The organism is Lysinibacillus telephonicus (assembly GCF_003966145.1).
GTDB lineage: Bacteria > Bacillota > Bacilli > Bacillales_A > Planococcaceae > Ureibacillus > Ureibacillus telephonicus.
This window is the reverse complement of sequence record NZ_RXNR01000078.1, coordinates 1-16352: the sequence shown is the minus strand read 5'-3', so window position 1 is coordinate 16352 and position 16352 is coordinate 1. Positions and strand designations below refer to the sequence as shown.

Genomic DNA, 16352 nt, shown 5'->3' with positions numbered 1-16352 from the left:
CAAAATCAGCTTGGCATACCACCCTTTTAAAGAATACTTCCCCCATCCCAGTGGTTGGGGGAATCAAAAATGTACATTCTTAAACGAACGAAAATGTACATTATATAGTTGACATTTATACAAGTTAAGGTAAACAAAATATTTCGTCCTATTTTTACAAAATAATACAATACTACAAAAACATTTACATAAAATTGTAAAAGATATATTTTTTGTAAAAAACTACCTCTATATAAAATAATAGTCATCTAAAATTTAATATGCCTAATAGACTCTTATTAGAAGATTCTTGTAGTAATCTTAGAAGATGAAAGTTTAGAGATTGTAAAGTCTTAATTCATGACGGTAAGGTGAGTAGTACTAGATGGAAGGAAAAGTTCAAGGCAGAAATAATATATATGAAGAATAAAAAACACCGTACTCACTAAAATGAGTACGGAAGTATAGTAAAAAATAATAACCATAAAGAGATCCCAATTTCCTTCAGGAATGCGTTATATAAATAAACAATACCTTTTATTACTTCTTAGAAAAATAAAATTTTGCATTCACAAAAAAGATGGTTCCTAGGAGAAATAAGAAGACTATTAACCAACTTGCAATTGCTGAATAATTATCTTTAAGGATAAATACACTTGTCAGATTAACAAATACAATTATTGCCACAACAATATACAGACCTATTAAATACTTCATTGTATTGACCCCCACTCCATCTTTAGCTATTTAAGTATTGCGCCCGTGTTCAGCAGCAATTTCTATTTTTTATATAAATTCAAACCTAATCTAAAAATCAATGCTATTATAATTAAGGCAATTAAAATACCCACTATTCCCCAATCTATTCGACCATTGCGAATGAAACTCACAACTATTACTCCTATGAGCACACCTACAATGCCGAAAGGGAGGTCTTCAATTTACTCATCCCCTATCTCTTTACAAATTCGCACTAATTTTAACATAAATATACAGAATGAAAAAACAACTCGGTTGAAAAACTCCAATATATCAATATAGATTTTAATGAAACTTCCGTTAACTATACATCTCTGAAGTCGAATTGAAGTAACTCAATGCAATCAATAAAAATAAACATGAGTTATCTGTTAATATATTTTTCAAATAAAAAAACCTTTATAATGGGTTGGTGGTAGTAACTGTTCCAAATCCAAAATAAAGGTAATTTTTTGGCAATCTGCCTTAGTTTCAATTATGCATATAAAACGTTCTATCCCTTAATGCTTGTTTGATTTAACTCTCATACTCGTAAACTTACTTATTTACTAAAGATCTGCCACCAGCAATGCCTGGGTGTGTCATTTCGTAAGGATCTAATATTTTATCTAATTGTTCTGCAGTTAACGCGCCTGACTTAATGCAAAGCTCACGTACAGATGCCCCTGTTGCTATTGCCTCTTTTGCAATCTGTGCAGCAAGTTCATATCCGATATGAGGGTTTACAGCAGTGATAATCCCAACACTTTGTTCCACATATTGTTTTAAGTGTTCTGCATTTGCTTTAATTCCTAGCACACATTTCTCTGTAAATACAGTAAATACATTGTTCATGATCGAAATTGATTGAATTAAATTATAGAATAGGACTGGTTCCATTACATTTAATTCAAATTGACCTGCTTCAGAAGCTTGTGAGATCGTTAAATCATTCCCCATTACTTGAAAAGCAACTTGGTTTACTACTTCCGCCATAACCGGATTTACCTTGCCAGGCATTATTGATGAACCTGGTTGACGAGCTGGAAGCATAATTTCAAATAATCCATCACGTGGTCCAGAAGCCATTAAACGTAAATCGTTTGCGATTTTTGACATATTGATCATACAAACTTTTAGCGTTGCAGATACTTCTGTATAGCAATCCGTATTTTGAGTTGCATCCACCAAATGTTCTGCACGACTTAAAGGCAACCCACTTAATTCATTAAGATTTTGAACAACCGCATCAATATATGTTGGATCTGCATTTAAACCTGTACCAACAGCCGTTGCACCCATATTCACTTCATATAAATGTTGGATTGATAGTGACATTCGATCAATATCACGAGAAATCACTCTAGCATACGCCTCAAACTCTTGCCCAAGTAGAATAGGAACTGCATCTTGAAGGTGTGTACGTCCCATTTTTATAACACCAGCAAACTCTTTCGCTTTCAAAACAAATGCATTTTGCATTTTTTTAGCTGATTCAAGTAATTGGTTCATTAAGCTAAGTACTGCGATATGGGTTGCGGTTGGGAAAGCATCATTTGTTGATTGCGACATATTGACATGGCTATTAGGGCTTATAACTTGATAATTTCCCTTTTCTTCTCCCATTAGTTCAAGCGCACGATTTGCAATGACTTCGTTTGCATTCATATTGATGGATGTGCCTGCACCACCTTGAATCGGATCGACAATAAATTGGTCATTCCATTTTCCAGTAATCACTTCATCACAGGCTTGAAGAATGAATTGCCCAATTTCTTTCTTTAACATGTCAGCTTCCATATTTGCTAATGCTGCAGCTTTTTTCACGATTCCCAAAGATTTAATAAGTTCAGGATGAATTCGATAACCAGTAATGGGAAAGTTTTCAACAGCCCGCATCGTTTGAACTCCATAATAAGCATCCTTTGGTATTTCCTTTTCTCCTAAAAAATCTTTTTCAATACGAAATTCTGTCATTACCATAATACAAGTCTCCATTTCTCGGTCTAATCAAATAAATGTACGTTACATTTATATTTTATTTACATCACAAACCTATCTCTAGATTAGCACAATATCATCTCATTTTGAGATATAAAATGCAGAAAAATTATTCACGAAATATTTCGTGAATTTTCAATAGAAGTACGGGAATGTCATTGTAAATAAGATAATTAACACGCAGCAGAACTTGTTTTCAGAAAGAGCAGTACAATTTTAAATTTTAAAGGTGCAGATAAAAGGAAATATGGTGCATTATTAAATTTGTATATCACAACAGATAACGTTCTTTGAATTGTTTTATGTAATTTTGTCTAATGTTCTTTAAATGTACTACTATTATGTTATTACTTTATGTATAGAGGCGATAGGTTAATTACCCAGCACCTCTATTATTATCTCCTGAATTTGTCACTTGCTTTGAAATTATAAACAGGCTTAATAATTTTCATAATATCTACTGTATTCTTAACATTGTCGATGATCTCCGTCATTGGTTTATATGCCATTGGTGCTTCGTCAAGGGTTTCTTCGGTTACAGATGTAGTCCAAACATCAACCATAGAATTTTTATATTCTTCCATCGTTAAATTTTTCATTGCTTGTGTACGTGAGAATAATCTTCCTGCTCCATGTGGTGCAGAATAATTCCAATCTGAATTCCCTTTACCGATACATAACAAAGAGCCATCTTTCATGTTCATCGGAATAACTAATTGTTCCCCCTTATTAGCACGAACTGCACCTTTCCTTAAAGTCATTGTTTCTGTTTCAATATAATTATGAATCGTATCAAACTGTTCTTCAAAATCCCAATTCATATGAGCGGATATAATGCTTGAAATCGTTTCTCTATTTCTTTTAGCGTAGTTTTGAGCAATCCTCATATCGTGAATATAATCATCGAAAGCACTGTCTTCTAAATACGCTAAGTCATTTGGAATTCTTGGATTCTGTAATTTGAAATTAAGAATCTCATTTTGAATTTCACGATCTCTTCCCTCTTGTTTAAGTTTGACAATTATTTCTTTTACATCTGCATTTTTCAGATTTTCAATTGCTTTCTTTTGATGGTATTTTGCAACTTTTGCACCTAAATAGCGTGAACCTGTGTGAATTAATAAATAGTAATTTTCATTGTCATCTTTTGCTACCTCAATAAAATGATTTCCACCTCCTAGTGTTCCTAAAGAGAGATTAGTTAAATCATCACTCAATCCATTAGCAATAAATTTGTCTGCAGTAAACTCATGAATATCTTTAAGAGGTTGATAGGAACTGTGTAGGTCTGCTCCACTTGGCACATAATTTCTTATAGTGTTATCCAATTTTTGAAAATCAATATCGTTTTTATTAATCTTTGAAACTAGCACTCCACACCCAACATCTACCCCAACTAAATTAGGCACTACTTTGCCATTTAATTTAATAGTTGTTCCAATTACACAGCCTTTTCCTGCATGATAATCAGGCATTATTCTAACTTTTGTTCCTTCCATAAAGGGTTGCTCGATTAACTCTTTAATTTGTTCAATTGCGCTTGGCAATGGATTATTTGTGTATATTTTTGCTGAAGTATACTTACTATTTAAATCAATAGTCATTGGATGTTTCATCCTTTCTTTGTACATAATTCTTTTTAGTACAAATCCCTGTTATTGAAATTATTCTAAGCACATTACAATCTCAAGGCCTGTTGGTTTTTCCTTTAAATTATCATTATATTCCTTAAATACAAAATCAAAACCTGAAATTTCATCAGGCAACGGTGGTGTAACAATAAAACTATATGAATAATAACCCTGCCGTCCCCCTGCTCTACCTTTTCGACAATCGTATTCCTCGCTTATAAACAATTCAAAATTACTATTTCGACATTTACTAATTAAATCTATTGATGAATCATCTGGCTCATCCCAATCGATATGAAGTTGTATTACACTTGCATTTTCATACTGTTTAATAACAGTAACAGTATATATACGTTCACCAACTTCAACAGATTTTAAAACTGATAGATTCTTTCTAAATCCTGTAGGTTCAATTCGAGATTTAAATAAATTTTCATATTTCATAGTTCCGAACAACTGATATAAAAAGTCTTCATATAGCTCATATTTTAAAGCCCACTCAGAGATAACATCATCAGATGGAATTCCAGGGTTATTTGAAAGGCCCTTTCTTAGCTTTAATAAAGCACAAATATGTTCATCAATGTGGATAAGATTTTCATCATAATGATCTGTTGGGCGAGGTTTTCGTTTCATTGTAATCCTCCTCTTTCACTAAAAATAAAAGATTATGTTCATAATCCCTCGGGTGTTCCCCTGCTGCATTATGAAAGTAAATTCTTTGCTAGTTGGCGGTTTTCTTTCTCTTTCGACTTATTTGCGATTTTTTGGATTACATCGATAAAGTCCGGCCGATCCCAATGTCTTTTATCTTGTTTTTCTAGTGTATTTAAAGCGAAGTATTGGAAACTCGAATCATCTGAGCGTAAACATTTTTCAATAAAATGAAGCCCCGTCCCTTCATATTCCCCTAATGCCTCTAGTAAAGAAATAATAATAAAATGTTCATCTTCTGTTAATTTTTCGAATGATTCAAAACGATCCATAAATGTCACTAATGCTTCAATTGCCTTTCGATCTTTTGTGGCAATAATAGCCATATGATAATCTAAATTATTTGGGTCGTTTTTTAGTTTTTCAAACAAAAGCTCTGTAATATCCAGTTTATAATACTGGGCAATCGCTAATGCATGTGTATCTTTCTTATTTCCAGAATGAAGTATTGACGATGTCTGTTGTATCCAAATTGGATCTTTAGCAATTTCTAAAATTGCCTCTTTTACAGCCTGTCGTTCATGAGGCTTCCAATTTGTTGCATATCGTTCATTCCATGTTTCCTCATCTTCGCTCATATATTTAGCAATACGAGTTAGTATATAAAAATGTTCGAGCCCACTACAATGTGTTTTCGCATGATATGTATAACGCATAAGTACCTGTCCAGAATATTCGTATTCATCAATTGCTTGATGTGTAACTTCCCCTAGTAAGCCTAAAATAATTTCACCGGCACCGATAAATAACTCTTTTGAGATTTCTGACTCATGCAGCATAATATCAAGTTTCCCTTTTTCAGCACAAATAAGGGAAGAATAATGGTTCATCACATTATTTTTTGTACCTTCCGTTAAAATCCAAAGCCGAATTTCCTCCGTATTGGGTTCCAAAAAGTTAATCGCCTCAATTTTACCCCAACCGCTTACAGACTTCGCAATTTGCCAAATTGAATCATTCGAGTTGCTTGTCCCATTTTTTAATGCAAAAAGAGCAACTCCAGTAAATTCTTCATGTAAAGCAAGTATTTTCACGCGTTCCTTCATACTTTCACAATCTGTGCACCCTAAAATTATTATGGCAAATTTCACTACTTCTCGATGTGCTGCGTGTTCAAGTAGCCAAATAGCTTCTTGCTGCACCCGTTGTTCATCTATTTCCTCCAGAACAAATAGCTCAAGAAGTTCGTGGAAATAACTGATTACTTTCTCTTCTTTGATTTTCTCATAGGTCGCTTTTCTTGTTTGAGTTGTTGGATTTTCTACTTGCTCCATAAATAATTTGAGGAGCTTTTTCGTAAAAAATGGAGTCACCCCTTCGGAAACTAATTGATCAGATAAGCCAGGAGCCAGTTTTGGGTGGTTTTCATCTACTAAATAAGCATCGTCAGGCAAATCTGTATTAATAATTTTATGATGTTCTTTTATTTGCTGCTCGAGATACGGAACAATAAATTCTTTATTTGACCATGGCAAAAATTCAAGAGTTATTGCTTCTTTGAATATAACGCGTCCATCGACTTTAACTACAATATTTAAACGGACTAATCCACCTATTTTCACAAATACTTTATGGTGCTTACCGTCTTCTGTTTGAAATGTACCCGACAATGTAGAATAAGGCATCAAGTGTGACCAAATGGACTGACGTGTGTTGCTAGCAACAATCCGACCATCAACTTTTACTGTTTCTTCAAGCATTTTATTATGAATCTCTATTTTATGACCTTGAAAATCAATGGCCCAATATTTATCAACTTCTTTCGCTGCATCATTTTTGATATTACGCATCTCTCGTTTAAATTCTTCTTTAAAACTCATCAGAATCTCCTTTTTATTTAACCTTATAGTTTTTCTTCTTATTTATATACGAAGAAAAAAGTTAATTATTTCAAATTTCCATATATCCAAATATAACCCATAAGAACAAGAAAAGGGCTGCTTAGAGCACCCTCATTATCTATTCTTGTCCGATTCATTTAAATACAATCTATACAATCTAGTTTCGTCATCAATGGATTTTGCAATTTCAAATGCTTCTTTTTGACTTTTCTTGTTATTAATCACTTCATACATAAACGCAATTAAAAACATTAATGCGGAATTTCCATCGATATAATCGTTAGGTCCAATGTAAGATTTACAACCGCAATCGAGAAAAGCTTTTGCTAAATTTTCATCTCCTAATGTACACCCATTGGCGATAACATTTATATTCTTTAATTTTGTATATTTCCTTACTTGATGATAATCAAAAAACTTCCCACGAGGTTCATCTGGCTCATAAACTTCACTATCCAATTCCGTCATATAAAGACGTCCCTCATCACCGTGAAAATCTAATATTAGATAGTCGCATGGATTATCTAAATAGGAACCTGAAAGAATATCGATTAAATCATTTGGTCTACCTATCCAATGTACATTAACTTTTGCCCCGAAATATTCAAGTGATGAACGAAGAGCAAATGCAGACATATCACAGTTTTCCCCTACTGCTAAAGTAACAAATAACTCAGGTCTACTCATTATAAAATTCTCCTTTTTGACATTTTATACTTCTTTAACAGTAACTCCCTATTGACTAATCAAATTATTTATCTGTTCTCGTAATGATGTGCATTGTAAGAGTTACACTAACTAAAATAATCAATAACAACAATGCCAGTTCGGTATTTCGCATATCAAAACCGTCAAATCCATACCAAATTAAGAAATAACCAAAACAGCTTACCGAATTTAATGCGAATAAAATACCCCAAGCATATACTTTGATAAGCTTAAAAAATCCATTACCTGTAAAATACTTCGTATACAAAAAACAAATTGCACAAAGACCTATCACTAGCAATAGTGACTGAATAAAAGCTGATATTGAAGTTGTGATAGTAATTGGAACTTCCCCAGGCGTATCAACATAAATAACGTTGGCTAAATTAATGAAATTATAAGATAAGACTAATAGGAGAACATAAAAATATAGAATCCATTCACCAACATAAATAAGTGGTATTATTACCTTTTTCAACATGCTTCTCCCCACTTTTTAGCTTTATTTTACATAACTAAAAAGTTTAACGAAGAAAAATGGAAAAAGTTTCAAATTATTGATCGCTTATTCATTGTTTAAATTTTTAGAATGAGACACAATCTAAATCGATAATAAACTCCTGCTATTATCCTCGGAAAATTACTCTCTATTTACCGATTAAAATCTTTCAGAAGAAATTCTTTATATCACGTCTACAGAAGTGAAATTGACCATTAATTTTTTATGTTAATTGTTGTTCTGCAAATTCTCTATAGAGGGAATGTGTTTTTACAAGTTGCTGATGTGTACCTTCTCCTGTTATTTGCCCTTTTTCAATAAAGATGATTTTATTTGCACTTACAATTGTTGATAGACGATGTGCTATTATAAATGTTGTTCTTCCTTCCATTAACCGCTCTAAGGCATCTTGTACGAATCCCTCAGACTGGCTGTCCAAACTTGCGGTTGCCTCATCCATCAATAAGATTTTAGGATCTCTTAGGAATGCCCGAGCAATAGCAATTCGCTGCCGCTGACCACCTGATAGCTTAATTCCCCGCTCCCCAACTTCTGTATCAAGTCCATTTGGAAATTCCTTAATAAATTGTTCTGCATAAGCCATTTTTGCAACTTCCCATAGGCGATCATCATCTATATTTTCACTGTCTTCTAAACCATAACAAAGATTTTCACGTATCGTTCCTACCATCATTGGGCTATCTTGTGAAACATAGCCAATTTGTTTTCTCCAGCTTGACAAGGATAGCTCTCGAATAGGAGTATTTCCGATTAAAATTTCCCCAGAAGTCGGTTCATAAAAACGTTCGAGAAGGGCAAACATTGTTGATTTACCTCCACCACTTGGTCCTGCAAAAGCAACCATCGTTCCAGGTTCTACTTCAAAGGACAAATTATTTAAAACGGGTTCTTCTTCATTATAGGAGAAGGAGACATCAACAACATGAATTCCTTTATTAGAAATGTCCATGTCTTTCCCATTTTGACCCGGTTCTGCGTTTAACTCTAAAATTTCAATAATTCGTTCCGTTGCTCCCTTTGCCTTCTGCAGTTGAGTGAAAAACATTGTAAAAGATGTAATAGGATAAATGATTTGAAAAAGATAAAGCAAAAAAGCAACAAGTGATCCAGTTGTCATCGAACCATCAGCTACCCGGATTCCTCCGTAACCTAATAAAATGACAATAACAACCATGACGACAAGATACATAAGTGGACCAATTAGAGAGAAAATTCTCCCTTCCCTTAATCCATATGTAAACAGTTTTTCAATTCCACTTAATCCTTTTTGTTGTTCCGTTTTTTCCGCATTTGAAGCCTTCATTAGTCTAATTTCACTAAGGGTTTGTTGAACGTTTGCCGTAAAACTGGCTGTTTCATCCTGTAAGTTGCGCGATATTTTGGACATCCTACTTCCAAGTGGAACCATAAATAAAACCGTTATTGGAATAGCAATAAACATTAATAGGGTCATTTTCCAGTCCATAATAAACAAAATGATGACAGAACCTATAATGGTAATGATTCCACCAATAAATTGAGGGAAGTGCTGTGAAATTAAGTCTTTTAGTACACCAGTATCATTTACAACACGACTGACAGTTTCTCCACTTGTATTTTTATCAAAATAATGAACCGGTAAGTGAAGTAGTTGATTCCATAATCTTTCACGTAGCCGAGCAACCATTTTCTGACCAACGTATGTTAATGCATAAATTGAGATGCCATCGATAACTGCTTGTATAATAAAAACAAGTATAATCACAAAAATTAGGAAGCTGTTTAAAGATTCAATTGAAAATCCATCTACCATCTCTCTTGTTAATAATGGAATAGAAAGCCCTGCAATTGTCGTAATAAGGCTGGCAATAAGTCCAATCGCTAGTGGGATCTTTGGAATTTTTGTAGAAAGAATAAGAGAGAGAAATGGATTCCGCATGTTTTTTTGTTTTTGTCCCATGATTTCACTCCTTTTCATAATTTTTACGATTTTGATCATTTACAATAACAAAAGTGGAAGTTTCCAAACTAATCCTTTTACATAGCGCACTTATAAGTATGTAGTAAAAAGACTGTTTTTCTTTGCCTTAATGTTTTATGTAATAAAGCAACAAAAAAATAGCAGCTAATATTGTGAAATTTATAATCACGACATTCCCTGATTTATTTTCTACTCTATATACGGACTAAATTACAAAAGGTTACAATTTGTTATATTTAAGTTTCCAATTCACAGTTTGAAGAAAAAGAGTGCAGACAGGATATAAAGAAGAGCTTTTCTATAATGCGGTAATAAAGTGACCAATAAACTAAAAAACATCGATTGAGAGCTTAAATATAATAAAAATATCTACTAACATTAACGCAGTTACTTTTTATATGTTATCGCATAAAACAAGGTATACTTTCACTTTTTACCAAATGTGCCCAAAATTTGCTGTAACCAGCTTCAAAATTAGAGAAGTAACTTCATCATTATCCCACCTCTATATTAAGTTTAACGAAAATAGTGGTTAAAGGTTACACAAATGGTATATTTAAACTATTCTGTTTTGTTCAGCAAAAAAAGCGTTAAATCCTCGTTGGATCAACGCACCCGTTACTTTAAATGAAACTGTTCAACAATTTTTTTAACAATCTACAATTTATCCAGTTATATATCCTCAAGTTAAATTCGACATATATTCAAAAGCAGTCGTTCCATAAACACTTTTAAAATGTTTATTTAGATGAGTTAAATCAACAAAACCGCACTCTGCTACTGCTGAATAAATATCTCGATTCTTCTCGATTAACCGTTTTGCTCTTTCAATCCTGCAGTTAAGATAGTATTGATAGGGTGTTATTCCCGTTTGAGCTTTAAATAATCTAATAAACTGGAATTTTGATAAATTCAGTTCTTTACTAATCTCATCTAGTTTAAGGACGCTCTCTAAGTTAGAATGCAGCATATCCTTAGCTTTTCTTACTAGGGCGTTATGGTTTTTATTGTTTGTAGAAATAGTTGATCGAATAAGACTATCGGTAAGTGATATAAGTAACTCACTACATAGAGACTCATCCTTTTCATTAAATATTGCATTAGAAAGATTCAATATTTTTTGTTCTAGAGCACGATCGTACACAATAGGAGTTGAAAAACGTACGATATCTTTTTTTCCAGTAATATCTAAAAACAATTGGGGATCAATATATAGCATCACATAATCAAGGCCACTCTCATCATGTGCCATTCCGTCATGCGTCTGTTCAGGATTGAAAAGCATTACACCATTTTGATAGGATAATTGTAGGCTGCCATCCAAGTGATAGTGTTGTATACCACGCAAGGTTACACCAATTGCATATTCTTGGTGAGCGTGCCTTTTATACTTAAAATCAGTAATACTTGCTGATAATGCAGTAATACCAGCAGATTTCTTATAGATAAATTTATCCATCTAATTCACCTCTTAAAACCTTCTCTTATATCCATATCATGATTGTGGCATAAACTAAACCTAATGCCATGATGACATTTACAATTTTTTTGTGCTTTTGTAAAAAATGCTTGAAAACTGTACCGAATAGAACCCACGTTATGAATGCAAAAAATCCAATGATTGTTATCACTATAACACTAATGGTTACAGCTGGCGCGTCAGTATAATTGGGCAAAACAAAGCTAGGAATAACCGTGATTGTAAATAGTACAACCTTTGGGTTTAGAAATTGCATAAAAAAACCCGACAGTAATGTTCCTGTTTTGTTGTCAGTTGATGATTCTGATGTATCCATTCTGTAAATTTGATAAGAAAGATATAACATATACATTGTTCCAATTAATTGCATACCAAATATGATTTTTGGTATAAATGTTATCATGACCGTATTCAACATTGCGCAGAGATGGAAAGTAATAAACCGAAGGCAATTGTTGCTCCGTACGTGTATTCCATTGCTTTTTTTGCACCATAATTATGTACCGTGGATAAAATAACTATATTGGTTGGTCCCGGTGTAAATGTGACAATAAAACAATATATAATAAAAGATGTAATATCCAAGATATAACACTCCTCTTTATGTTATATCTAATTATTACACCTTTTAATATCAAATCTTATAGTATATTATTGCAGAGATTTACAATAAAACCAGAACAGCGCATTGAATTGAACCAACGCGCTGTTTATTATTCTATTTAACTCAAGGTTGATTATAGTATAACTATTGACATGTTTATGGAAGATTTTCAAGGTCTAACTCTGGTATTTCTACTCATTGATATCGGAAAACTTTTTATAGTCACAGTAATGTTCGATTGGAAGATCAAGTCATTCGGTGCTACAAAATTCAGAATTACCAGTATCAAAGAAATCCAACAACCTATTTAGTAGCAGCAATTGGAACAGGTTTTTTAATTATCCTTGCTGTTGTTAATACAACTAGGATTCTTTAATCTTATTGATGTTTCCAAAACTTTCTCCAATCGGTGTAACTATGCCATCCATACTTATTGAATTTTTCTTTTTTCGATAATCCTCTAAGTCTTGTTCACTTTTATTGTGAGCCCATTGTTGAAGAGTATCTCGTTCACCATCATATGAGTAAAACGGTACACTAAACCCGCAGGATGTTTTTACTGTTTCAATCTTTGCATGAATAATTTGACGAGAACCAGGAAGAATGTCAAAATGTTTAGCCATATTATCCCATTCTGGTGTACCAGGTAGTATAACGTTTCCTTTTCCATAAAGCCGTAAAATCATAGGAGGTCCTTCAAAAGCTAAGAACATAAAAGTAATTCTACTGTTATCTTTTAAATGTGCACTTGTTTCATTTCCACTACCTGTCAAATCTAAGTAAGCTACCTCATTGGGAGAAAAAATTCTTAATACATCATGACCCTTTGGTGAAATGTTAACATGACCGTCTGAAGATAGCGGTGCTGAACCTACGAAAAATATCCGTTGTTTTCTTATAAATTCCTCATGTTTTGGAAGTAAATGTGAATAAACTGTTCCCATAAAAAAACCTCCTTATCCAATCAAATGTTAAATTTAAAAAAGCTATCATCTCATAAGAGACGATAGCATTTCACCTCCGTGGCAGTCACTAGTTGATTTGCTATTAAGGTAAATCCATTCTATGACCGATTACGGATGTCAATGTCTAACACTAAATTTTCAACTTTTCACTCATTCGGCGAGTTTGAGTGTTTAATGACATGTTTTCATCAATCAGTAGCTCATAACAACCACCATTACTTGCATTTGTTATAAATTTGTAATTTTCTCAATTTTATAAGGTGTAATATATAAAATCAACCCACAATTTACATGCCCTTTTTCTCTAAAAATTGCTCCGTTTGCTTTTCACTAAAGAAAAATGATTAAAGTCAGAATTGTAATTAATTGCGTATTTGCTCTAGCTAGGAAAAGCCATTATCTTATTAGATAGCATAATGCATAATTAATTTAAAAAAGCTTCCTGTTTAGAAACGCGCACCATTTCAATAGGAAAATGTTTTTTAAAATATTTTTCCACTGCTACGTGGATATCCTTTCGATACCACTTTGAAAATCCATGTTCCTCAAACATTCTAGGCATACCCAATCTCTCAGATCGTTTGCCCATCGCCCCATCACCAATACTTAAAGTATCTATCCATATATGATCAACAATCCTCTTAAGAACTATTGGGAATTCAGGAGTAAATGGTAATACAGGTGAGATTGAAGCTTGTGTGGTAATTCCTGCAGAATGAATTTCCTTTAGTACCTTTAAACGTAATTTAATTCCCGGTGCATAAGGAGAAAAAATTTGCTTTACGTCCTCTCTATCAGTTTCTATCGTCATCGATACAAGAACTGTACATTTTTCTTTTAATTTTACTAATAGATCTATATCTCTTGAAATGAGTGGACTTCGAGTTTGGATATGAAGAAAATCTGGTGGATATTCAATCATTTCTTCTAATATCCCCCGTGTAATATTTACTTTACGTTCTATTGGTTGATAGGGATCTGTTGCAGATGACATAAAAAGATTCACAGGTTTATTTCTTCTCCGTAGTTTTATAATTTCATCTCGGTAATTTTCTGCAGCATTTGTTTTTATGTCCACCCATTCTCCCCAAGGAATTTCTTTAAAACGTTGAATCGGCATTTCTCTTACATAACAATAACTACAAGAAAACGCGCAACCACTATATGGATTTAGCGAATGTGTAAAACCAACATCTAAATAACCCTTTGCTTCTGTAAGGATTTTCTTTGCAATAATTTCTTTTATTTCAATACCCACATACATCGCTCCACTTACTGAATATTTAATCACTTAATGTGTTCTCAGCCCATTAGAATATCTTTATCAACTTAATAGTAAATATAAATTTATCTTCCCATATATTCATTTCTAAGTCGATGGATAACTAACTTCTCTTGCCTGTTCAGTAGTAATCAAATTGCTATCAGAAAAATAGCTAAAAGGTACCCTAAGAATTTTAATATTTAACCATTAAAAAAAACTCGTCAAGTGACGAGGATTTTTGTGATCTCATGAACTTTTTTATTTTTCTCCATTATCGATATATAAAACTGTCTCTGTATCTGAAGTAGTTGGTATACTGAAATTTTGTTTGTAAATTTCATGCCCTTTACCTGTAATTAGTATCCAATCATCTTGTTCACTGTTTTCAATTGCCCATTTTATAGCGCTGGTTCGATCCGGCATAACAATCCCTTTATTGTTGGCATAATGGTTATTTAGTTTATATAATGACTCAATCATTTCATTTATTGGAACAGAATTTAAATCATCAAGAGTTAAAATAAATTCATCACTAAACTCTGAAGAAACCGCAAGTATTCTTTGTCTTTTACTTTCATCCCTATCTCCTCGAAAACCAAAAATATGGGTAATCTTTTTTGCCCCGTACTTTTTTGAAGTAGTTAAACAATGAAAAACTGCATCAGCAGTATGTGCATAATCCACAACAACTGTGGCACCATTATGTAGTTTTAATATTTCAAATCTACCCTTTACCCCCTGAAAAAGTTTTATTGAATTCAAAATGTTATCATTTTCAATACCTATTAGTTTTGCTGTGATGTATGCCATAGCAGTGTTATATATATTGTGAAGCCCTATTATAGGCGATGAAAGTTGAACAGATTCATTGTCCTCTGTTAATTGGACAACAGAATTTTCGAAATCGAGGTCTAATATTTGAAATTTATTGTCCTCAGATTGCCCTAAAGAATGAACATAAATATTTTTATCTTTTAACTTCTCAGCTAATTTCTTACCCCAAACATTATCGGTATTCACAATTGCTTGCCCATTTTTCTTCAAATAACTGAATAATGACAATTTTGTTTGAAAGTATTCTTCCATTGTTTTATGATAATCCAGGTGTTCTTGATCAAGATTCGTAAAAAGGCAATAATCAAATGTAATTCCTTCAATTCTAAATTGGGATAATCCATGTGAAGAAACTTCCATAATAACTATTTCATCTTTACTTTCAAATAAAAGCTTTTGCAAAACTAATGAACTAGGAGTAGTATTTTTACTATCATACACTTCCCCGTTAACAATATTTTGAATGGTACCAATTAAAGAACATGTATGGCCATTACTTTCTAAAATATGTTTTAAAATATAACTTGTAGTTGTTTTTCCATTAGTACCAGTAATTCCAATCATAATTTTTGATTTAGAAGGGTGATGATAAAAATTGCTCGCAATGATTCCTAAAGCCCTTCTACTATTAGCAACTTTTATATATGGAATAGGCAATGAAACAATATCCATCTCGCCTACTATAACACAGGCCCCTCTCTTAATTGCATCATCAATAAAATCATGTCCATTCGATTTAAATCCTTTAATAGCTACAAATAAATAATCCTTTGATACGTCCACCGAATTATCCGCTATTCCTTTGATTGTGAGATTTGCTATTTCAGGCTTTATTTCAGCTTTAAGAGCATTTAGTAAATGTTTTAATTCCATGGATGTTAACTCCTATTAATTGGATTTGACCATTTGATGATTACATGATTGAAAAAATTACATCCTCACTTGCTTTTTTATTAATTTGCTCATTCGGTTGAGAAATATAATAAAAAATAGGGGCTGGGACATAACTAGCTTCAAATAAAGAGAAAGGTGAATTTGAGTTCCCTCAAATTCACCTTTCTCTCTTTTTTCACATTAGTTCTTCTGTTCCCTTAGTTAATGGCCGTGAATTTT

At 32.8% G+C, this 16352-nt stretch carries 11 protein-coding genes and 1 pseudogene; all 12 read right to left on the bottom strand.

Translation table 11 applies throughout. From position 1 onward, the window contains the following. Nucleotides 1-1275 precede the first annotated feature (1275 nt). Nucleotides 1276-2694: an aspartate ammonia-lyase gene (gene aspA, locus EKG35_RS17925; protein ID WP_410799700.1), complete on the bottom strand. Its 1419-nt coding sequence runs from the start codon at nt 2692-2694 to the stop codon at nt 1276-1278. Nucleotides 2695-3113: 419 nt separating this feature from the next. Continuing rightward, nucleotides 3114-4322, bottom strand: coding sequence for an RtcB family protein (locus EKG35_RS17920; protein ID WP_126295912.1), 1209 nt, complete (start codon nt 4320-4322; stop codon nt 3114-3116). 60 nt (nt 4323-4382) lie between these two features. Then, nucleotides 4383-4985 (bottom strand): hypothetical protein, encoded by a 603-nt coding sequence (locus EKG35_RS17915; RefSeq protein WP_126295909.1) that lies wholly within the window; start codon nt 4983-4985, stop codon nt 4383-4385. A 68-nt stretch (nt 4986-5053) separates the two neighbouring features. Further along, nucleotides 5054-6883 (bottom strand): hypothetical protein, encoded by a 1830-nt coding sequence (locus EKG35_RS17910; protein ID WP_126295908.1) that lies wholly within the window; start codon nt 6881-6883, stop codon nt 5054-5056. A gap of 135 nt (nt 6884-7018) precedes the next feature. Further along, on the bottom strand, nt 7019-7591 hold the full coding sequence (locus EKG35_RS17905; protein WP_126295907.1) for a delta-aminolevulinic acid dehydratase: 573 nt from the start codon (nt 7589-7591) through the stop codon (nt 7019-7021). Between the two features lie 64 nt (nt 7592-7655). Continuing rightward, the gene (locus EKG35_RS17900) at nt 7656-8090 is read right to left on the bottom strand and encodes a hypothetical protein (RefSeq protein ID WP_126295906.1); all 435 of its coding nucleotides are present in this window, start codon (nt 8088-8090) and stop codon (nt 7656-7658) included. 244 nt (nt 8091-8334) lie between these two features. After that, nucleotides 8335-10071, bottom strand: a complete 1737-nt coding sequence (locus EKG35_RS17895) for an ABC transporter ATP-binding protein (protein ID WP_126295905.1) — start codon at nt 10069-10071, stop codon at nt 8335-8337. A 703-nt stretch (nt 10072-10774) separates the two neighbouring features. Then, nucleotides 10775-11551 carry an AraC family transcriptional regulator gene (locus tag EKG35_RS17890; RefSeq protein WP_126295904.1) on the bottom strand — a complete coding sequence of 259 codons (777 nt, stop codon included), beginning with the start codon at nt 11549-11551 and terminating at the stop codon, nt 10775-10777. Nucleotides 11552-11576: 25 nt separating this feature from the next. After that, nucleotides 11577-12157, bottom strand: a pseudogene (locus EKG35_RS17885) (LysE family translocator). A gap of 381 nt (nt 12158-12538) precedes the next feature. Next, nucleotides 12539-13120, bottom strand: a complete 582-nt coding sequence (locus EKG35_RS17880) for a pyridoxamine 5'-phosphate oxidase family protein (protein ID WP_126295903.1) — start codon at nt 13118-13120, stop codon at nt 12539-12541. Nucleotides 13121-13565: 445 nt separating this feature from the next. Beyond that, the gene (locus EKG35_RS17875) at nt 13566-14405 is read right to left on the bottom strand and encodes an SPL family radical SAM protein (RefSeq protein WP_185807809.1); all 840 of its coding nucleotides are present in this window, start codon (nt 14403-14405) and stop codon (nt 13566-13568) included. A gap of 258 nt (nt 14406-14663) precedes the next feature. After that, nucleotides 14664-16112 (bottom strand): UDP-N-acetylmuramoyl-L-alanyl-D-glutamate--2,6-diaminopimelate ligase, encoded by a 1449-nt coding sequence (locus EKG35_RS17870; RefSeq protein ID WP_126295902.1) that lies wholly within the window; start codon nt 16110-16112, stop codon nt 14664-14666. Nucleotides 16113-16352: the final 240 nt, after the last annotated feature.